Source organism: Dissulfurimicrobium sp. (assembly GCF_049968175.1).
In the GTDB taxonomy this organism is placed as follows: Bacteria; Desulfobacterota; Dissulfuribacteria; order Dissulfuribacterales; family Sh68; genus Dissulfurimicrobium; species Dissulfurimicrobium hydrothermale.
In genome coordinates this window covers 1-20,644 of record NZ_JBMFRG010000001.1, presented here as the reverse complement: position 1 = coordinate 20,644, position 20,644 = coordinate 1, and the positions used below count along the sequence as shown (strand labels likewise).

The following is a 20,644-nucleotide window of genomic DNA, read 5'->3' as shown; positions in this document are numbered from 1 at the left end:
CTTATTGCCAGCTTGTGATGTCGGCGTCTTCCCCTTCACCGCCTGGCTGCCCATCCCTGCCGTAGCTTATGATGTCGTAGTCTCCATGCTCACCGGGGCAGCGATAGACATAGTCATGGCCCCACGGGTCTTTTGGTATCGGCTTGGGAAGATAAGGGCCATTCCATGTATCAAGGCCGGGCGGTTTTTCTCTCAAGGCCTTAAGGCCCTCTTCGGTGGTTGGATAACGCCCGTTGTCGAGCCTGAAGGCGTCAAGGGCCTCGCCGAACAACTCTATCTGGGCCTTTGCAGTCTTCTCTTTACTGGCTGCAAGTTTACCGAAAAATTTCGGCGCAACGAGCGAGGCCAAAAGCCCTATAATAATGACGACGACCAGGAGTTCTATCAGGGTAAAACCTGTTTGCCTATTTTTTTGAATTCGAGACTTCGCTCCCCACAAGGAGACACCTCCAAAATTTAGGATCTTAATTGGATATATATAACACCTATTGGGCTTACAAAAAAGAGGGGTCCGAAGTATCTGACCGAATAGGACGCCAAACCTGAGATCTCACCGCCGGCACAGGTCCATACGAAAGGAGCGCCCACAATCATAACCGCGCCCGCAATACCCTTGGCAAGATGCAGCATCATACCCAAATAACGATTTGAAGTCTTTAAATAAGATAAGGACATCCTTTTCGACATCCATGGGGGTGCCTCGGTGCATCATGACACGCGATCGGCGTATCAGCGGCGGATAGTGTGATACCTAATACGCATTTCAGTACGTGTTGTGCCGTTTCAAGCGCCTTTCTTGCATACGCCTTGCAGCAGCTCGGGCCCGTCAGGTCACGTATGGCGGCCGAAATCTCACAGACTGCATCCATCGTCAGCCTTTGTTCCCGATCCGTTCCGCATTTTGAACCCAAGATAACAGCAAAGCATGCCCCAAGCGCTGGGGTGATCCCACAGACGCCAGTCAGCCCGCAGTAGCCCCCTACAGCCTGTCGCCCAGTCCTCAAAAAGACCTCTTCCATTGTAGAGTCCGTCACGTTCAACGTCCCTTCATTTTTTATGGCGGCGATAAATGCCCCGGCGGCCATAAAGGCATGGTGACACCCCAGCATGGGGACGCCTGAAAACCGGAGCATCTCTTCGAATATCCCAATCGGATCCGTTGAATCTGTAGAGGAGCAAACCTGCTTTATAAGTCCTACGGCGTAATTATTGTGGCATATATCGCATATATAATGCCTATTCGGGCAGACAACGTGGGTTACAAAATCTTTCCCACAGCAGGAGCATTCGACCGTCTTGCCGGTTGTCAGATACTCAAGTGGGGCACCGCACAACATGCAATTTTCTCCCTGTGCGGCATACTTGACAGTAGAGGTGTCGTTATCTTTAGTCTGACCAGGCTGGTTGACAGATGGCAATCAACAGATTTGGGCATTTCTGTCGAGTATGTCCATAATTCGACTTTCCAATGCCTACAGGCCGCAGGCTTAGTAGGAGATAAAAATCATCCGCGATGTAAGGCGACCCTGGCTTCAATTTATAAAAGGCGGACAAGACGACCAATCAGCCGTCGTCTTCAATGCCTGAATTGTCTTTTATGATATCTTTTACGTTTTCTAACGTATAGAGGACATCATGTATAGTAACTTGCGGGTTTTCTTCACAAAAATCATCGACAACCGATAGTATGCGCTCTGTAAGGTCTTCGAATTGCTCAACTGTAAGGTTTGTCGCAGGCTCGTTTGACATCAACTGGTCAAGATCGATGCCATAGCCTCTGAGGAGCTCCTCTTTGAGGCTTTCAAGCCTGCGGGTCCGCCCGATATAAGAGCGTTTTACATCTTTAATGTTTACTACTTTTGCCATGTGACCCCTCGACAGGCCTATAATACAAAACTTAAATTCATGCCGTTGTTTTAGTAATTTTACGGAAAAACAGTATGAAATGCAAGGTGTTTTCCATTATATTTTTATTTCTAGGCTGCATGACCTCATTTCTTCTTGACAGATCAATAAAAATCAATAATGATTCCGGCAAAAAATATTCTAAGCGTAAAGGCGGTGTAGCTCAGCTGGTCAGAGCATGCGGCTCATATCCGCAGTGTCCGGGGTTCAAGTCCCTGCACCGCCAAAAAATAAATCAACTGCCGGCCAAAAAAACGAGCAGCCTATATATCAAGGCCGCTAATTTTAAAAAATATGAACCTTCTTTTTAACGCCCTGGGGATCCTTCTTATAGTGGAAGGCATCCCGTATTTTGCCTTCCCCGAAAAGATGCAGGAAATCATGCGCGAGGCAGAAAAGATGCCGCCGGCCACGCTCCGCTGGTTTGGGTTCGCAAGCATGATCGTCGGGCTCGGCATCTGCTATCTAGTTCAAAAGACAGATCCCTTTTAATTCCCCACCTTACATGCCAGTCAGCTTTAAATTGGAAGATTACGACTACAATTTACCTGGGCATTTGATAGCAAAACACCCGGCAAGGCAGCGAGATGCATCGAGACTCATGGTGCTCGATCGGGCAGGACGTTCGATAACCCATAGCTCATTCAGCAGGTTGGAGGAGTACCTAAGGCCTGGGGATTGTCTGGTATTAAACAACACCCGCGTCTTCCCGGCGCGGGTCAAAGCTAGAAAGGCAACAGGAGGAGCGGTCGAATTCCTCCTGTTGCACTTCCCTGTCATGCAGACCGAGGGCAGGGCAAGGGCTACGGCGCTGTCGCGTTCGTCAAAACCCTTGAGGTCTGGTCAAAAGGTGAGTTGCCGTGGTATTTTGGACATATCTATATTGGATATACTGCCGGAAAATCATGTTGAGATAGAACTCGCATTTCAGGGCGATCTCAAGACAGCGCTCAGCCTGTGCGGCGAAACGCCGCTTCCTCCGTATATAAAACGAGACGAAGTGCCGTCTGATATGGAAGACTATCAAACGGTCTACGCTAAGGAGACAGGGTCGGTTGCAGCGCCTACAGCAGGCCTGCACTTCACACAGGGTCAACTCGAACGTATTGAAGACATGGGGGTCGTCATGGCATGGATCACTCTCCATGTGGGCTACGGCACATTTGCCCCTGTCAGGACGCCCGACATACGTGAACACAAGATACACGCCGAATGGGTCAAGATCCCGCAGGATACGATCGATAAAATGGCCGCGGCAAAGAAAAACGGCGGGCGCATTGTAGCGGTAGGAACCACATCTGTAAGGGCGCTGGAGGCATCGTCATCCTGCGACGGAACGCCCAGGGCCTTTGAGGGGCTGTGCGACCTCTATATAGTACCTGGATATGAATTCAAGGTGGTGGACGCCATGATTACGAATTTCCATCTCCCGCGATCATCCCTGCTCATCTTGGTCTCGGCATTCGCAGACAGACTTGAGGTCCTAAGGGCTTATGGCGAGGCCATAAAGGCAGGATACAGGTTCTACAGCTATGGGGATGCGATGTTCATCGTCTAATAGAATCAGGGGTGATCTCCCCAGCGTCCAGCGATACCACAACCAGATCCAAACACAGGATTTAAACGATTTGACAGCCCCAACACTTAAAAAAAAGAAACTATTTAGCCCTTGCAGAAACTCATTGGAATTTTCAGGGAACGGATTTATAGTCAAATACGATATACGATAAATCAATGCGGTCTCCTTGCTGTTTCCTGTATATACCCGACGCCCATATTCCGTTAAGGACTTAAGGCCGGAATACCGATAAAAAATTATACGGCAAATTCTATTGTGAAGACCGGATTCGACGCCAGCTTATGAATCATAGATATAATCCAGACGATACCCAGAAGTTCGTGATATTCCTGGCGATCGGGATTGCCCTTTCCATATTGATTATAGGCCTTAGACTATTCGCCCCCTTTTTCTACCCCATTGCATGGGCTATCGTACTGACCTTGTTTTTTTATCCGGTCTTTCAGCGGATAAACCGCATTTTAAAGGGGAAAGAGGGTATATCGGCATTATGTATGTGCCTCATAATCATATCTTTTATAATAATTCCAGTCTTCATCCTTCTAGGGAGCCTTGCTAACGAGGTCCTGAGGGTCTATGACGAATTTCAGGCCGCCATATCGTCCAAAGGGCCGGGCCTCATACCTGATCCGGGGGCGCACCCTTTGTTAAATAGGTTATTGTCCAATCTGTTTTCTATGTTCAACATCCATGGCAATATCTCTCCAGGGCAATTCATGACAGACCTCGTCAAGAGATTCAGCGAATCTTTTATAGCGCAAGGGACGGTGGTTTTCAAAAATATAATCACCGTCGTCTTTGACGGCCTGTTGATGCTGGTGGTGCTCTTTTACCTCTTCAGAGACGGAGAAAAATTCCTCGACACATTTAAGGGTGTCCTGCCTTTTCACGACGTAGAAATAGAGAGATTTTTCAAGATCATATCAGATGTATTGTACGCTACCCTTTACGGCAATATCCTGACCGCCTTAATACAGGCCGGGCTAGGGGTGTTTATCCTCTGGGCCCTTGGCTTCTCGGCCCCCTTATTATGGGGAATAGTCATGGGAATCGCCACGTTCATCCCAATCGTAGGCACAGCCCTTGTATGGGTACCGGCAACCCTCTATCTGTTTCTGGCTGGCTCATATTTGAAGGGTGCCGTACTTCTTATCTTCAGCATACTCCTGATAAGCCAGATAGATTACTTCCTAAGGCCCTATCTGATAAGCGGCAAGACACATCTACACAGCCTCTTCCTATTTTTCAGCATACTAGGCGGTCTTAACGTCTTTGGCCTCCTTGGACTCGTGCTAGGTCCGATCATAATCGCACTCTGTGTATCCATTCTCGAGATATACCGGCTTAACTACCTTGGATATCCGGGCAACGGCATGAAACGGCTACTAGAATAAAGATATCAGCTTGACTTTACAGGAGATATTTTTTATTTTTGCAATTATGTTGCAAGCCTTAAGGCAGGAGGACAAATGACCCTTACAAAGGCGGATATCATTCGGCGCATATATGAAAGCAAGGTCTTGAGCAAGGCTGATTCGACAAAATCCGTTGAGACGCTGCTTGAGCTCATGAAACAATATCTTGAAACAGGAAACGATATACTTATAAGTGGATTCGGGAAATTCATTGTAAAAGAAAAGAAGGCGCGGCGCGGAAGAAATCCGCACACAGGGGATGACCTGATACTTGAACCCAGACGCGTGGTCACATTTCGTCCGTCAGGTGTGCTTCGCAGAAAATTGAACGCCGGCAAGGGGTGATGCAACACAAAAATAAGATGCCGCAATAAAAATAAATAAATCCCCCGGCCTCAAGGCCAGGGGGTTTATTGCGCTTATATCTAGATCTTAAAGCGTCTGATCTCTTCCTCGACCTGTCTTGCCTGTGCCAACAGACCTTCCATTGCCGAGAGTGTTCCTTTGGCGCTCTGGGCGTTTCTGGTTGCCGTCTCGGCCATCTCATCCATGAGTTTCTGGAGCGCTGCGCTTCTCTCCCTCTGCATCGCAGTCCTTTTAGTGATCTCTTCCGAATTGGCGGCGACCTTTTCAACTGTCTTCACGGCGCCCTTGGTTATATCCTCGGCCGACTTGGTTATGTTTATAATCTCTTCACTTATAGCTATAAGGGTTTTCATGGCGTCTTCAGCCATCTGCCTACGGGTTGCCTGCTGGTTCGTCATCTGGACGATGTGATCCGCAAGACCCTTCAGATCGTCGGTCAGTTTGAGCAGGGCCTGGGTGTCGCCCGCATATTTGGTGGCGAGTTCCGAGATATTGGTCGTAACCTCAGTGCCGGATTTGACGCTCTCCATGATCTTCAAGATGATCTGCGCGGTCTGATTTGTATATCTCTTACCCTCCTCAACCCTTTCAATGCTAGATCTGATAAGTTCCGCTATTTCCTTGGTGGATTCCGATGTGCGTTCCGCCAGCTTTCTAATTTCATCCGCCACCACCGAAAATCCCCTGCCGTGTTCGCCAGCCCTGGCCGCCTCGATGGCCGCATTCAATGCAAGGAGGTTTGTCTGTTCAGCAATATCCGAGATGAGGTCAACAATCTCCTTGACCTGGTCGGAACTCTCGGCAATGGCGTCCATACCTTGGATCATCTGCTCCATGGCCTTGCCACCCTCTTCGGCGCTTACAAGCGCATCTTGGGAGCGCCTCGCCGATTCCTGGGCCTCAACTGCCATCTTGCTGAGCTGATCCGCCATGGCATGGAGCGCCTCGGCGGTCTTTGCAGAAGACGCGGCCTGGGCATAGGCTCTTGCCTGGACCTCCTTAGCGGTCTCCCCCATCTCCGAGACAATCTTTGTCGCGGACTTCGAACCCTCTTTGTTTTGCACCGATATCTTGGCAATCTCCATACTCAGATCGGCTATTTCTTTTATGGATTTGGACGCCTCTGATACGATATTAGCGGACGATTCGGCATGGGAGGCCACCTCGGCCGCAGTCTGACCCATAACGGCGACCCTCTGCATGACGTCCTTGGCCCTTTCAGCCTGAACGGACGCGTTGGTGACGATATTTTTTGACACCTCGTGCACCTTCTGACTCATCTGTGCAAAAGATACCATTGTCTGCATGACGTCTTTGAAGGTATCCTGCAGCACACCTAGGAGCCCGTTTACTGCCTCGGTCATGCGTCCGACCTCGTCTTTGGTCTTTATCTTTATCCGCTTAGTGAAATCCAAATCCTTGGCGATCTTCTGAAGTACGGATGCGGTATCAGTAATAGGTCTTACGAGGAGGAAATGGAAAAACAGCGAAAGAGCGGCGGCCATAATTGCCAGATAAAGTATAACAAGACCTGTAAACTTAAACTGCCCCATATAAAGTTCGTTAAATTTTCCATTCAAAATACCGATATCTTCTGCAACTATATTAAGGCCTACATTCTGTCCCTGATAATCGATTACCGGGCTATAGGTAATAAAATATTTATCTGTTATTTCGTAGCCATCAGCTAAAAGTTTTTTATAGTCAAGTGTTTTTGCAATATATTTTTCTGTATCATCAAACCACTTATCGGCTGAAATGATATAATTATCCCCCACTGCCACCCTTGGCTCTGCCTCGATAATTCTTTTAACCTGTGGCATATCTCTTTTTAAAACCAGAATATATTTTAGATTTTTTTTGTGTAGATCTTTGGCTATTTTATCCGGAGTTTGTTCTATTTCCACCGATCCTATGTAATCGTTGTCTCTGATAATCGGCGCCATGCATCTCATTGCAATATCAACTGTCCCTACTTCAAATACCGCTATAACTTTTTTTGTTTGCTCCACCGCCACAAGAGTCGGCCTTACGTTTTTTACATTGTCTCCATAGGCATCTGGCGCCCAACTTCTTAGGAATGATGTACCATCTGCAGTACGTAGCTGTACTCTTATGGCTGTCAAGTCAGTACGTTGTCTATAATCATCGAGAAGGCTGGTTAGCCTGTCTAGTGCAAGCTCTCTATTATTTTCAAGAATAGCCCTTGAAAGAGTACCGTTGTTTGCTATAGCAACAGCATTAGTTTTGGCTATTGTAAAAAATTCATTGATATCATCATTTAATAATGACAATATTACCTGCTTTCTATTTTCAATTGCCTCTCTTTTTAGAGGTTCTATACTATAGAATGTATAAGCCAAGTTTACTATGATGATAATCAAACCTATCCCAAGAATAATCCCTGCAAACTTCGCCTTTAGACTTAGATCGCCCCTTAACTTAAACATATGAATCTCCTTTGCCCACCTCTCAAATTTGAATCCAGACAGCCACTATCTTTGTTTACCAAGCGACGTCGAGACAGCGTCAGCTTGATGTGTGTCGTCAAAACCTAGACCCTTTATGTGATCTACAAGCCTTTGGACGTTAAGAACCGGCAAAACCGCGTCCTCATATTCCGCCAGGCCCCATACAAAATCGGCATTCCATAATGGCTCCATGCCGCCGGCATTGGTCATTTTCGTGTCTATTGAATTCAAACTCCCGATGCGGATGACCGAATCCACCATGATTCCAATGCTCGCCTCTCCGCCGCCGATAAGCAGGACCCTGTTCTGCGCATCAATACCTTCAAGAGCGGACATGGATTCAAATAGATCGCCCATGGGCCGTTTCATCAATATCTCACCGACCTTTAAAACCGGCAGGATCTGACCCCTTACATTCAAAAGTCCGGCGATGACAGGATGTGCATTCGGCATGATCCCCAACCCCTTGGGCTGTAAGACCTCTTGGACCCAATCCAGCCCTACAGCCCATGTCTGTCTTTGGAGTTTAAAAAAGACAACGTGATAAGGCGCATTGACAGACATCCCAGGGCGCTCTTCAGATTGTTCCATAAACTGCGCCTCTCAAACAAAAAGTATTCAATCGAACAACCCAGGTCGATATATTTTTAGTAATCTATAAATTATTATCGTCACAAAATCATCATGACTTTAAGATAACCCCTGTGCAGCGATAACGACCTTTCCAAGCGGGTATCTAGCTAATATGTGATACAGTGGGCCGTTTCCTGTGATCTCGCTTTTATAAATCGCTATTTCCTTTACATCAAAAGGGGCCGATTCAATCGGCTCTTCCAGATACGTATTCAGAAACCTTGCGATCCTCCGCCTGGATCGTACCCTGCCAGTTGTCAAATGCGGGGAAAATGGTCTTGTCTCTCTTGGGAATCCGGCCCTCTCCAAGAGCAGATCAAGATCGCCCTGTAAGGAACAGAGTGCATCCAGGGCGCCCTTGATCCCGATCCACAACACCCTTGGATTGTCAGTACCAGGAAACACGCCTGTCCCGGAAAGATAAAGGGGAAAGGCATCATGACTTGCTGCCGTTTGTCTGGATGCCGAATAGACCAGATCAAGTCGGTCTTCGGATACGTCACCAAGAAACTTCAGCGTAAGATGAAGGTTGTCGGATCTGACCCATCTTATATCGGCCCGGCTGTCAGACCGATATGAACGCCAGACGGCCAACCTGTCTCTAACAATATTACAGCAGTTATCTGGAATATCTATTGCTATAAAGATTCGAGCCATACTTAAGGCGCCTTCGGAGCCAATCCAGGGCTGTCTCTGCAGATAGTATCTGGATTTCATGTCTTGAGCCTGAAAATAAAAACCTCTCACAAGATGTGGACTCTGGGGTGCTCAACGCTATATAAACAGCACCCACTGGTTCACTGGCAGTCCCGCCGCCTGGGCCTGCAAAACCAGTGATTGCGAGACCGTAGGTGGTGCCGGCCGTCTTTTTTATTCCCTCAGCCATCTCTATGCCTACATTTCTACTTACCGCCCCGTAACGATCAAGCGTCTCCGGCAAGACCCCGATCATCTCCATCTTTGACCTGTTGCTGTATGATATCACACCCCTTTCAAACCACTGAGAGCTGCCCGGTATGCCGGTAATCCTGTGGGCCACAAGGCCGCCCGTACACGACTCGGCAACAGCCAGGCTTTCACCCTTTGCGCTCAAGAGCGCCCCGGCCAAGGACTCCTGCGTATCCCCATCAGTCCCTATAAGGCTCTCGCCTAAGGCAACCTCCACCTCCCTGCAGATCTTGACAAAGCGTTTATCTACCTCATCCTTGTCAAGGCCCATTGCCGAGACAACGAGACAGACCTCGGGAAAATCGGGATAATAGCCTGCATTTATCCCGTCCATCTCCTCAAGGAGCCTGTTTACGATTACATTTATCTCTGTCTCCTGGAGCCCGAAGACCTTGAAGGTGCGTTGTCTGGTTATGAATCCCGACGAAAAGGCTGCCTCGATCCTGGGGATGACCTGCGTCGTCAGGAGATATTCCAGCTGCTTTGGCACGCCAGGGAGACAAAAGATAAAAACCCCTTTATCGATGATCACATAGCCCGATGCATGTCCATCAGGATTTAAAAACTCGGCGCCTTCCGGTAAAAATGCGAGTTTTTCCAACATAATATCAGGCGTATCCCCCCACACACGTCTTTCCGCATAGACCTTTTTCAATATATCTTCATTGACTACGAGTCTGCGGCCCAGCGCCTTAGCCACTGCCTCGTTGGTTATATCGTCGCTGGTAGGACCAAGGCCGCCTGTTATGATAACAAAATTCGCCCTTGTCATGGCCGAAAGTAGGGCGGCCTTGATGGCCTCGGCATCGTCGCCGATCATGGTTATGCCCTTTACCTGATACCCTGCCAGAAAGAGCCTGTTCGCCGCAAAGGTGCTGGTGGTGTTCTGCACCCGTCCGGTAACAAGCTCGTCGCCTATGGCTATTATTTCACCATACATGATTCAAAAGATATTCCATTAGACTTAATACTACGTTGGCGCATACCCCAGCAGCTATATCGTCAAGCACTATGCCCGTACCGCCATGAACTTTTTTATCTATATAATTTATGGGAAATGGTTTAAGAATGTCAAATATCCTGAAAAGCAAAAAGAGGGCCGCTATCCTATATAAATCCAGGTGAACAAAGGCCAGGGCAAAGCTCATACCAACCGCCTCATCGATAACCACCTCCGGCGGGTCGTTCCTCCCGATGATTTTCGCAGCCCTACCTGAAGCCCAGAGGGAACAGAGCGAAAAGAGGAACAGAAAAGACGATTCGGTAATGGGCGAACGGCCGCCAAGCCCGAGGCAAATGGGTATTGCAACGATGCTGCCCCACGTGCCTGGGGCCCATGGGAGCCTCCCGATCCCAAGGCAGGTTGCAATGGACAGTGCGGCCTTATCAGCTACATCATTTCGACAATCTGGATGTATGTCCTTTTCCATCGCCGTTAATAAAGATCCTGCCAGATGGTCCATCAAAATAGCTGAAAACAGTCCTGCTAATCTCAGTCCGCGCCATTGCCGTCCTTTGCATGTTTCTCGGCCCATCTGTACAATCCTTCACGATAGCGCCATGCAGGCAAGACGACGACAAGGGCGACAAAAAGCATAACCGCTAGACCTGGCAAGTCGCCGTCGTAGAGCCTTGCACCCTGAAGCGTCAAGAGAATCGTGCCAGGCATCCTCCCGATTGTAGAAACAGCCAAAAATATCTGCCACGGCATCCTGCTCAGCCCTAAAATATAACAGAGAAAATCCTTTGGAAACCCAGGGATAAGAAAGAGTGCAAATGAAATGAATATGCCTTGGCGTTCCAATAGGTATTCAAAACGTCTGTATATCTCGGATCGCTTCAGCCAGGTCCTGACAAACCGTCTGGCGAAACGGGCCGCGGAAAAAGCCGCCATGGATCCTGCCGTAAGACCTATAGTGGAATAAAGAAATCCCATCCACTGGCCGAACAAAAAGCCTCCGATTATCCCGGAGGCCTCACCAGGAAGGGGTGCGAATACCACCTGGAGTGCCTGCAGGGCGATGAACGCCAACGGGGCGAGCCCACCCCAGGACTCCACATGTCTCCTTAGGACATCGCGATGCTCTATAACATATGCCATATTGCCCCAGAAGGTCTTGATTTTGTTCCAATCCCAGGAAAACAAGACATAAAGACCAATAAAAGAGACCAAAACGAAGAAGACGAATGCAAGTGTCTTTTTCTTCAACGGATTCAAAGCGACGGATCGCCCTTGGAGCGCCTCAGGATAGTGTCTCTACGCCAGTTCCAGTCATCTTTCTCTTGATTGTCAAGGATGAAGTGCCCGCCACGCGATTCGAAACGGGCGCTGGCCGCCATGATGATCAAGTCCGCCACCTGGGCTATATTTCTAAGCTCCACAAAATCACTTGTAAGGATATAGTCCCAATAGTGCTGATTTATCTCCCTCAGGATAGGTTTTATCCTCTGGCCCGCAAGTCTTAAGCGCTTTGCACTCCTTACGATGCCCACGTAGTTCCACATCAGTCGGCGTATCTCATCCCAATTGTGGGAGACGAGTATAGCCTCGTCCATATCCACTGCACCGCCTGGGTCCCAAGGGGGGACAGAGATGGAATCCATCTTTTTGAGCGTCTGAAACGTAGCAGAAATCCTTAAAAAGGCCTGGTGCGACATCACAAGACCTTCAAGAAGTGAATTCGAGGCAAGGCGATTCGCCCCATGAAGCCCGGTGCAGGCCGTCTCTCCTACAGCAAAAAGGCCCTTGAGATCCGTCTCGCCGTATCTGTTTGTGACGACACCGCCGCACATATAATGTGCGGCCGGCACTACCGGTATCGGCTCACGGGTGATGTCTATACCTAGTTTAAGGCATGTCTCATAGATGTTCGGGAACCGTCTGCGCACGAAGTCAGGATCCCTGTGGCTTATATCGAGATAGACATGCTCTTTTCCGCTCTTTTTAAGCTCGATGTCAATAGCCCTTGCGACAACGTCTCTGTTAGCCAACTCCTTAAGCACGGGCGCATATTTTTCCATAAATGGCACGCCATACCAATCGATGAGTCTCGCGCCCTCGCCCCTTAGCGCCTCTGAGATCAAAAAATTTTTTTTCTGGGGGTGATAGAGGCAGGTAGGGTGAAACTGTACAAACTCCAGGTTGGCCACTCTAGCCCCTGCCCTGTACGCCATGGCTATGCCATCCCCGGTGGCGACATCAGGGTTGGTTGTATAGAGATAGACCTTGCCCGCGCCACCTGTCGCAAGGACGGTCACGGGGGCAAGGATGGTATGTATGATACCGGTTGAGACATCGAGTACATAGGCGCCAAGACATCTTTCCCCGGTTTTTTTTGCAGAACCCGATCTGATCTTCCCCTCTGTGACGAGATCAACTGCAATATGATTTTCAAGGATCTCTATATTCGGATCAACCGACGCCCTCTCCGTCAAGGTCTTTTGAATGACCCTGCCAGTGATGTCGCCTGCGTGAACCACACGTCTTCTACTGTGTCCGCCTTCCTTGCCGAGATCATAGCTGTCGGGACGGCCCTGGTCTATCGAGAACTCCAGACCAAGTGACGCAAGCTCTCTTATCCTGTCAGGACCGCCTTCTACAATCATACGTACGACCTCTTCATGGCTGAGGCCGTCACCGGCCTTTAGGGTATCGTATTCATGAAGATCAAAGCTGTCGTCAGGCCCTGCTACACAGGCGATCCCGCCTTGCGCCCAATTTGTAGCTGTATCCTGCACACCTTTTTTGGTAATCACCACAACACGCCCTATCGCGCCCAGCTTGATGGCAAGGCTTAAGCCTGCTATCCCGCTTCCTATGATCAAAAAATCAGTCTTTTTTTCCATACTCATACACGGTCCTTAAAGACCCAGACCTTGAGCTATCAGGCCGAAGATGTCAGGATAACGGCAGACCAGTTCAGACAATATCTTGAGCATAATCTCCCGCATGGATGGATCGGCCGCCTTCGAGGCCCTGAGCCTCGTTATATGCATCCATTCGTCAATAGCCGCATGCACCATGATCTCTGTCTTACAAGAATTGGGAAGCACTGTGCGTGCAGCCTGTGGAGAAGATGTCTTCAAGAGCTCGAGATAGCTCCTCTCCCCCTCGGCCATGGCCTTCAACCATATTTCATATTCCCTTGTACCTTCTTCATAGAAACAAGGTCGAATAAAGACCAGCTCGCCTCCAAATCGGGCTTCGCCGTATCTGCAGTAACGCTGGGATTCCTGTAGATATGAGGCCACGCGATGGCGGACGAGTTCATGGGACACCGCCCTGTTTGTCACAAGATGGATGAGGATGGTCTTGTGTCTGATGAGGATGTCTTGAGGAAGACTGGAGATCTCATCGGGCGTCATGAGCCTGACACTTATTCCGGTCTGTGGCATCCATCTAGACCTACGCCCGCCCCCGAAGGCTATGTCGGAGAATAGGACCGGGTACCTGTCTGTAAGCAGACCGAGAATAGCCTTTACCACTTTAAGGTTGCCGTACGCCCTTGCAAGATCTCTGAAGACGCGGGGATTGCCGGACAGGATGAATCTCTTCCTGTCCAGACGGCTGCTTCTGCAAAAACTAGGAATAATTTCAAAGAATTTAACCATCGGGGTCTCGGCGTCAAGCACGATTTCAAACACCAGTTGCGCCATCTCAAGGACCGACTCGTGCCCTCGCTCTATGATACCCGTTATGAATTTTTCAGCCGAACCAGACGATATACGATCCTCGCTCTTGTAGCAGATGCGGCCACAGCGCTCTATCTGTTCAAGGATTGCGCCCCTTTTCTCATATTCGTCAATAATTTGAAATGACTGTTCTATAATCTTCATGGTGTGTTGTTGTAGTAGAGTACACTAAAAATCAGGATTTGCATCAAGCATCATCTCTTGTGCCAGAAATTCCTCCAAAATAATCTTGTCCGGCGGCAAGACAGGTCCTTCGAAAAGGGGCGATGCTTATCGTTTATTTTTGTCTCCACCGTAAAATGCGCTGTAGGCCTTATACGTCATAAAGAGATCAGCTTTATGTGCTACCTCGAATGGCGAATGCATGCTCAACAGCGGGGTACCGGCATCGACCACGTCCATCCCATACCCTGCCAGATACTTCGCTACAGTTCCGCCGCCCCCCTCGTCGATCTTGCCAAGCTCTCCCGTCTGCCAGATCACGCCGGCCTTGTTCCATATATTCCTTATCCATCCCACATACTCCGCATGGGCGTCGTTGGCCCCGACCTTGCCGCGGGAACCTGTATATTTTGTAAGGCATATGCCATAACCCATTAGTGCGTCGTTGCGCTTCTCGTGAACCTCCTGATAATCGGGCTCAACACCTGCGGTTACATCCCCTGAAATGGCCCTTGAGTTCATAAAGGTGCGGACAAGTGTATCAGGTCCTAGCTTGAACCCTGATCTTCTAATGATGTCATACATGATCAACTCGAGAAATTTGGACTTGGCGCCTGTGTTGCCCTCGCTCCCGATCTCTTCTTTGTCGAGAAATACGGCCATGATAGTCCTGTCAGGCTGCTGCTGTTCTAAAACCGCCTTTAGGGCCGCATATGCACAGGAACGATCATCATGGCCGTATGCCCCTACAAAGGCCCGATCGAGACCTACATCCCTGGCGGTCCCGGCAGGGACCAGTTCAAGCTCCGCGCTCACAAGGTCCTCCTCGACAATGCCGTAACGTTCATTTAAGATCTTCAAGATCGAGAGCTTGACTGCGTCTTTCATATCTTCAGGGCCGAGGAGCGGATTTCCGCCGAAGATCACATTCAGCTTTTCGCCCGGAACGGCCTCTGAGGTCTTTTTTTCTGCCTGCACCTTGTAGGCAAGGTGCGGAAGGATGTCGTTTATCGTAAAGACTGGGTCGTCGGCATCCTCGCCGAGCCTTATATACGCAACTCTACCATCTCCTTTTATCGCCACCCCATGGAGCGCGAGCGGACGGGTGACCCATTGGAATTTTTTTATGCCGCCGTAGTAGTGAGTCTTCAGATAGGCCATGTCAAGCTCTTCATATAGCGGGTTTTGTTTGAGATCGAGCCGTGGCGCATCGATATGGGATGCGATCATCAGCACCCCTTCATTTACAGGACGGACGCCCAGCACAGCCAGGGCGCACATCTTGCCCCTGAAACTCCAGATGAGCCTGCGTGCATCCCCATCCGTCCTTTCAGATTGAACAAAGCCATGATCATCGGCCATTTTCGAGATGGCATCTACCGCTTCACGCTCGGTCTTGGCATTGTTGAGAAATTCCTTATACTCCTCGGCATACTCAAATATCTCCTTGCGTTCACCATCGGATAGTTGTAGCCATGCATGTCTTCGTTTACGCGTGAGTTTCTTTTCCAGCTTCTTGTATTCGGTCTTGGAAAGTCCTTTTTCTGTCATCGCACTTACACCTTATGTCCTTTGAAATGATGAATACCTCATAATAACCACACATAAAAAGAGCGCAATGGTATAAACAATGCCGCCGAAGACTTTGAAAAACCGCAAAACCGGCTACATTTAACAAAATGATAGACATCCAGAATCTGGTCAAGGTCTACAACGGCATTACAGCACTTAAGGGTATAAACTTGAACGTGCGGGAAGGTGAGATATTTGCATATCTCGGTCCAAACGGCTCTGGCAAGACCACAACTATAAAGATACTTACCGGCCTTGCCAGGCCTACATCAGGCAAGATCAACCTGAACGGACTAGATATAGAAAAGGCACCGATAGAGGCCAAGTTCCATTGCGGCTACGTGCCGCAGACCATAAATCTTGACGCAGAGCTTACCGTCTATGAAAACCTCGACATCCATGGGAGGCTCTTTTCCATGGAGCGGTTGAGGAGAAAGGAGAAGATAGACGAGCTCCTTGCCTATGCAGGCATAGCCGAACGTAGAGACAGCCTTGTGAAAGAACTGTCCGGCGGCATGAAGCGCAGGGTCATGGTAGTGCGCGCCCTCATGCACGAGCCAAAGATATTGTTTTTAGATGAACCGACTGTAGGCCTCGATCCGGCCATCAGGCGAAAGATATGGGCGCTTATCAAACGGATAAACAAGGATGGGACGACCGTGTTTCTTACGACCCACTATATAGAAGAGGCGGAGTTTCTGGCCGATAGGGTCGCATTTCTGGATGAAGGGAGGATCGTGACCATCGACACGCCCTTGAATCTGATATCAGACCTTGGGATCTGGGCCATAGACGAGATAGATAATGACAGAATACGCACATTTTATTTCAAGAGCCAAGATGATGCCCGCAGGCATGTCGCCAAATATGGTGGAGAGCTCACCTTGAGGCGGGTAAATCTCGAAGATGCCTTTATTGCGCTTACCGGGAAAAAGGTAAAACGGCAATGAAGGGCTGGTTTGCCGTTTATTATAGGGAACTCTTGATCCTTAAAAGGAGATTCTTCAGGCAGGCGGCCTCTATGTCGGTCTCGCCTGTACTCTATATCGTGGCCTTTGGTTTCGGCATGGGAAAAGACGTCACCCTTCACGGCCGTCCCTATATTGAATTTCTGATCCCGGGGCTCATGGCCATGACCAGCATGACCCAGGCCTTCGCCATAGCAAGCGAGATAAACATAGCCAGGTTTTACTGGCGGATATTCGAAGAATTTCAAGCTGCCCCGATATCCCATCTTGCGTATGTGACAGGCGAGGTTATGGCCGGACTTACAAGGGCGCTCTTGTCCTGTTTTATAATCATCGGCCTTTCCTTCATGATCGGCGTCTTTCTCTCCTACGATGTATATTTTTGGGTCGCCATGGGTCTCAATGCCCTCTTTTTCGCATCCCTTGCGGTTTGCTTCGCCATGCTCGTGCGCTCACATGCCGACCAGATGCTGCTTTCAAACTTCATAATCACCCCCATGGGTTTCCTCGGTGGAACGTTTTTCCCGGTCGAGCGCATGCCAATATGGGCGCAAAAACTGCTGTCCATACTTCCCATCACCCATGCCACATCTGCCATGAGGATCGCGGCATTCGGAGGCCGCCCTGAGGTCTGGTCATACCTTCTGCTCCTGGTGCTCTGGATCATCGCATTCGGCGCTGCGGTGCGTATGGTAAAAAAGGCCATGGATTGATTGGGCGTCTTTCCAATAACAGGCCCTTGAGAAAAACAGGCGCATATTGTAACTATTTTATCCAATGAGGTAGATTATGGAAAAACGCGATCCACAAAAAACCATAGATACCGGGCTGCCGTTGTCACAGAATGCGCTTATCGTACTTAAGCGCAGATATCTCAAAAGAGACGAACAGGGGAAGGTCGTCGAGAGGCCTGAAGACATGTTCATACGTGTGGCGAAGACCATAGCCGGCGCCGACCTTGCATATAATGGAAACGCCGATACGGACGCCCTGACCGAACGATTCTACAGCCTTATGACCTCCCTGCGCTTCATGCCTAACTCGCCGACGCTCATGAATGCGGGTAGGGAGCTGGGGCAACTTTCAGCCTGTTTCGTCCTGCCGGTGGAAGATTCAATCGAGAGCATATTCGAGACGGTCAAACATGCGGCCATGATACACAAGAGCGGCGGGGGTACTGGTTTTTCGTTTTCGCGTATCCGCCCCGAAGGTGATAGGGTCAAGACTACCCACGGCGTGGCCAGCGGACCAATATCGTTCATGACCATATTCGATGTAGCCACCGAGACCATCAAGCAGGGTGGGACCCGCAGGGGCGCAAACATGGGCATACTGAGGGTGGATCACCCCGATATAGAAAAATTCATCACCTGCAAGACCAGGACGGACAGGCTCAACAACTTCAACATCTCCGTCGCTCTTACAGAGGAGTTCATGAAGGCCGTAGAGCAAGGCAGGGAATATGCCCTTATAAACCCCAAAACCGGCGCTGAGGTGAGACGCCTGCCTGCAGCCGCGGTATTCGAAAAGATAATCGATTCGGCATGGACAAACGGTGAGCCTGGCATAATATTCATTGACAGGATGAATCAGGGAAATCCGACGCCGCACCTGGGTGAAATCGAAAGCACGAACCCATGCGGCGAACAACCGCTTTTGCCCTATGAATCATGCAACCTGGGTTCTATAAATCTAGGGCTTTTTGTAAAAGATGGGGCTGTGGATTATGCAGGGCTCAGAGATACGGTTCGGGATGCGGTGCACTTTTTAGATAATGTGATCGACGTAAACAGGTTTCCGCTTGGAGAGATACGCGATGCCACGCTCCGTACGAGAAAGATCGGTTTAGGGGTCATGGGATTCGCAGATATGCTGATAAAGCTCGGCATATCCTATAATTCAGAAGCGGCGGTCAAGACGGCCGAAGAGGTCATGACCTTCATAGACAATGAGTCAAAAGAGGCGTCTATGGAGCTGGGCCGCAAGCGCGGGAGTTTCCCTGCGTTCAAAGGTAGTATTTATGATGGCAAGGTCGAATGCATGAGAAACGCCACCACAACGACCATTGCCCCTACAGGCACGATAAGCATTATAGCAGGGGCCTCGAGCGGTATAGAGCCCTTGTTCGCCGTAAGCTACATCCGAAAAGTCATGGACGGGACCGAGCTTATAGAGGCCCATCCGTTGTTTGTGGAGGCTATGCGAAAACAGGGACTTTATTCTGACGAACTCATGGAGCGCATAGCCCATTCGGGGTCGATCCAGGGATTCGATGAGGTGCCTGAGGATCTGAAACGCATTTTTGTCACATCTAGGGATATCCGGCCCGAGGATCATATAGCAATACAGGCGGCCTTTCAGCGCCACACCGACAACGCAGTCTCAAAGACCATAAACTTTTCAAATGAGGCCACAAAGGAGGACATCAAAAAGGCGTATCTCCTGGCATGGCGGCAGGGGCTCAAGGGCATTACCATATACAGGGATGGAAGCCGCCCTGTGCAGGTCTTGAACCTCAAAAAAGAAGAACGGCAGGCCGCCGTCAATAAAATAGAGCCGAGACCTAGACCTGTCAGGACGACAGGCATTACCGAACGTGTAAGGACGGGTTGCGGTAACCTCTATGTGACTGTCAACAGGGATGACAAGGACATCTGCGAGGTGTTTGCCCAGATGGGAAAAGCCGGAGGGTGTGCAGCCTGTCAGATGGAGGCCGAAAGCAGACTCATTTCGTTGGCCTTGCGTTCGGGCGTGAGCGTTCATGCGATAATAAAACAACTCATAGGGATACGCTGTCCGTCACCCATCTGGCAGGAAGGCAAGCAGATACTGTCGTGCCCCGACGCCATGGCCAAGGTCATGAAAAACATCGAGGGGTTGGCCGATCCGGATCTGGCCGAGACGGCTGCGGCAGGCAGGGTATGTCCGGAATGTGGTGGCACATTGGAGCCGGAGGAAGGCTGCCTCCTATGCCAGTCATGCGGGTTTTCGAGATGTGATTAGACCGGTCTGTCTGCATCGGAATACAGATAGACCTGGTGATGAAACAGAGGGGCTATGGCCTTTAACGCCTGGGAATATATATTTGCAAAGACGCGACCTGAGCTATTGAAGTCGCAGTGGTGGATAGGGCACATCCCTTTTGCGTTTGAGCTTGTTAAAAGGCTCAGGCCTGAGATGATCGTCGAGCTCGGCACTTACAGCGGCTCATCATTTGCCGCATTTTGTCAGGCGGTACACATCCTTGGGCTACACGCCAAATGCTTCGGGGTTGACCTCTGGCAAGGCGACATCCATATGGGCAAGTTTGATGAAAACATATACCTCGAGATATCGGAATATATCAAAAAGAACTATCCCGATATAGGCGTATTAATAAGATCCAGCTTTGACGAAGCGGCCAACAAATTTGAAGATGGCTCGATAGATATCCTACATATAGACGGCACCCATACCTATGAAGCGGTAAGTGGCGACTTCCATACTTGGTTGCCGAAGGTTTCGATAAAAAAGGGTGTTGTCCTTTTCCATGATATAAATGTAACCCGTGAAAATGTCGGCCCTGCGGCTGAATTTTTTGGCGTAAGACGTTTCTTTGACTCCGTCAAGGACCGCTATCCGCATATCGAATTCGATCATTGCTATGGCCTAGGTGTCCTGGTCATAGGGAGGGAAGTGCCGAAAGACATCTTGAGGATGATAAATGACTCAAAAGACCCTGGCTTCCATAGATTTTTTGAAGAACTCGGGCAAACGGTGTGCAACAGATTTTGGCAACAGCAGGGAAAACGCGGGATTTTAGGGGGCCGCATATCTGCCAAAATTACGAACGACATAAAAAGGATCCTCTATAGGCTTAAATCTTTGATGTTTAATTCTTGATGATCTCGTAAAAAATCATTATATGAGATGGCTAAGCAAAAATCGTAAATG

The 20,644-nt window shown here is 49.4% G+C and carries 20 protein-coding genes and 1 tRNA gene; 9 read left to right on the top strand and 12 right to left on the bottom strand.

Translation table 11 applies throughout. The features are described from left to right. Nucleotide 1: 1 nt before the first annotated feature. From gspG to ACP5SG_RS00095, 3 genes are all read right to left on the bottom strand, one after another. Nucleotides 2-439, bottom strand: coding sequence for a type II secretion system major pseudopilin GspG (gene gspG / locus ACP5SG_RS00105; protein WP_237888937.1), 438 nt, complete (start codon nucleotides 437-439; stop codon nucleotides 2-4). A gap of 217 nt (nucleotides 440-656) precedes the next feature. After that, nucleotides 657-1,337 (bottom strand): DUF5714 domain-containing protein, encoded by a 681-nt coding sequence (locus tag ACP5SG_RS00100; RefSeq protein WP_424661326.1) that lies wholly within the window; start codon nucleotides 1,335-1,337, stop codon nucleotides 657-659. 226 nt (nucleotides 1,338-1,563) lie between these two features. Then, on the bottom strand, nucleotides 1,564-1,866 hold the full coding sequence (locus ACP5SG_RS00095; protein WP_237888935.1) for a hypothetical protein: 303 nt from the start codon (nucleotides 1,864-1,866) through the stop codon (nucleotides 1,564-1,566). Between the two features lie 191 nt (nucleotides 1,867-2,057). On the opposite strand from ACP5SG_RS00095, the gene ACP5SG_RS00090 reads away from it, so the two are divergent. The 5 genes from ACP5SG_RS00090 to ACP5SG_RS00070 all read left to right on the top strand — a co-directional run bounded on the left by ACP5SG_RS00090 (nucleotide 2,058) and on the right by ACP5SG_RS00070 (nucleotide 5,244). Then, nucleotides 2,058-2,131: transfer RNA gene (locus ACP5SG_RS00090), tRNA-Met, on the top strand. A gap of 68 nt (nucleotides 2,132-2,199) precedes the next feature. Next, nucleotides 2,200-2,397 (top strand): DUF2065 domain-containing protein, encoded by a 198-nt coding sequence (locus tag ACP5SG_RS00085; protein ID WP_237888934.1) that lies wholly within the window; start codon nucleotides 2,200-2,202, stop codon nucleotides 2,395-2,397. Nucleotides 2,398-2,410: 13 nt separating this feature from the next. Continuing rightward, entirely contained in the window at nucleotides 2,411-3,463 is a 1,053-nt protein-coding gene (gene queA, locus ACP5SG_RS00080; RefSeq protein ID WP_428120833.1) for an S-adenosylmethionine:tRNA ribosyltransferase-isomerase, read from the top strand. Nucleotides 3,464-3,765: 302 nt separating this feature from the next. Then, on the top strand, nucleotides 3,766-4,878 hold the full coding sequence (locus ACP5SG_RS00075; protein WP_237888932.1) for an AI-2E family transporter: 1,113 nt from the start codon (nucleotides 3,766-3,768) through the stop codon (nucleotides 4,876-4,878). A gap of 75 nt (nucleotides 4,879-4,953) precedes the next feature. Continuing rightward, the gene (locus tag ACP5SG_RS00070) at nucleotides 4,954-5,244 is read left to right on the top strand and encodes an integration host factor subunit alpha (protein WP_237888931.1); all 291 of its coding nucleotides are present in this window, start codon (nucleotides 4,954-4,956) and stop codon (nucleotides 5,242-5,244) included. 80 nt (nucleotides 5,245-5,324) lie between these two features. Here ACP5SG_RS00070 and ACP5SG_RS00065 read toward each other — a convergent pair whose 3' ends face one another. The 9 genes from ACP5SG_RS00065 to ACP5SG_RS00025 form a co-directional block, all read right to left on the bottom strand. Next, nucleotides 5,325-7,715 (bottom strand): methyl-accepting chemotaxis protein, encoded by a 2,391-nt coding sequence (locus ACP5SG_RS00065; RefSeq protein WP_428120827.1) that lies wholly within the window; start codon nucleotides 7,713-7,715, stop codon nucleotides 5,325-5,327. A gap of 45 nt (nucleotides 7,716-7,760) precedes the next feature. After that, the gene (locus ACP5SG_RS00060; protein ID WP_237888929.1) at nucleotides 7,761-8,327 is read right to left on the bottom strand and encodes a chemotaxis protein CheW; all 567 of its coding nucleotides are present in this window, start codon (nucleotides 8,325-8,327) and stop codon (nucleotides 7,761-7,763) included. A gap of 99 nt (nucleotides 8,328-8,426) precedes the next feature. Further along, nucleotides 8,427-9,026 (bottom strand): RNA 2',3'-cyclic phosphodiesterase, encoded by a 600-nt coding sequence (gene thpR, locus ACP5SG_RS00055; RefSeq protein WP_424661324.1) that lies wholly within the window; start codon nucleotides 9,024-9,026, stop codon nucleotides 8,427-8,429. Continuing rightward, entirely contained in the window at nucleotides 8,989-10,257 is a 1,269-nt protein-coding gene (locus tag ACP5SG_RS00050) for a CinA family nicotinamide mononucleotide deamidase-related protein (RefSeq protein ID WP_424661323.1), read from the bottom strand. The genes thpR and ACP5SG_RS00050 overlap by 38 nt, the downstream gene beginning before the upstream one ends. Further along, nucleotides 10,247-10,747 carry a phosphatidylglycerophosphatase A family protein gene (locus tag ACP5SG_RS00045; protein WP_237888926.1) on the bottom strand — a complete coding sequence of 167 codons (501 nt, stop codon included), beginning with the start codon at nucleotides 10,745-10,747 and terminating at the stop codon, nucleotides 10,247-10,249. The genes ACP5SG_RS00050 and ACP5SG_RS00045 overlap by 11 nt, the downstream gene beginning before the upstream one ends. A 62-nt stretch (nucleotides 10,748-10,809) precedes the next feature. After that, on the bottom strand, nucleotides 10,810-11,535 hold the full coding sequence (locus ACP5SG_RS00040) for a TVP38/TMEM64 family protein (protein WP_428120820.1): 726 nt from the start codon (nucleotides 11,533-11,535) through the stop codon (nucleotides 10,810-10,812). After that, on the bottom strand, nucleotides 11,532-13,163 hold the full coding sequence (nadB, locus tag ACP5SG_RS00035) for an L-aspartate oxidase (RefSeq protein ID WP_237888924.1): 1,632 nt from the start codon (nucleotides 13,161-13,163) through the stop codon (nucleotides 11,532-11,534). Before nadB ends, ACP5SG_RS00040 begins: the two co-directional genes overlap by 4 nt. Before the next feature lie 15 nt (nucleotides 13,164-13,178). Continuing rightward, nucleotides 13,179-14,153, bottom strand: a complete 975-nt coding sequence (locus ACP5SG_RS00030) for an FAD-dependent thymidylate synthase (RefSeq protein ID WP_237888923.1) — start codon at nucleotides 14,151-14,153, stop codon at nucleotides 13,179-13,181. A 126-nt stretch (nucleotides 14,154-14,279) separates the two neighbouring features. Beyond that, nucleotides 14,280-15,722: an aminopeptidase gene (locus ACP5SG_RS00025; RefSeq protein ID WP_237888922.1), complete on the bottom strand. Its 1,443-nt coding sequence runs from the start codon at nucleotides 15,720-15,722 to the stop codon at nucleotides 14,280-14,282. 128 nt (nucleotides 15,723-15,850) lie between these two features. On the opposite strand from ACP5SG_RS00025, the gene ACP5SG_RS00020 reads away from it, so the two are divergent. The 4 genes from ACP5SG_RS00020 to ACP5SG_RS00005 all read left to right on the top strand — a co-directional run bounded on the left by ACP5SG_RS00020 (nucleotide 15,851) and on the right by ACP5SG_RS00005 (nucleotide 20,593). Further along, complete coding sequence (locus tag ACP5SG_RS00020) at nucleotides 15,851-16,693, top strand: ABC transporter ATP-binding protein (protein ID WP_237888921.1); 843 nt, start codon at nucleotides 15,851-15,853, stop codon at nucleotides 16,691-16,693. Then, nucleotides 16,690-17,424 (top strand): ABC transporter permease, encoded by a 735-nt coding sequence (locus ACP5SG_RS00015; RefSeq protein ID WP_237888920.1) that lies wholly within the window; start codon nucleotides 16,690-16,692, stop codon nucleotides 17,422-17,424. Before ACP5SG_RS00020 ends, ACP5SG_RS00015 begins: the two co-directional genes overlap by 4 nt. A 115-nt stretch (nucleotides 17,425-17,539) precedes the next feature. Next, a complete protein-coding gene (locus ACP5SG_RS00010) occupies nucleotides 17,540-19,714 on the top strand; it encodes a vitamin B12-dependent ribonucleotide reductase (RefSeq protein ID WP_428120913.1) in 2,175 nt (724 codons plus the stop codon). A gap of 54 nt (nucleotides 19,715-19,768) precedes the next feature. After that, a complete protein-coding gene (locus ACP5SG_RS00005) occupies nucleotides 19,769-20,593 on the top strand; it encodes a class I SAM-dependent methyltransferase (RefSeq protein WP_428120813.1) in 825 nt (274 codons plus the stop codon). Nucleotides 20,594-20,644 lie beyond the last annotated feature (51 nt).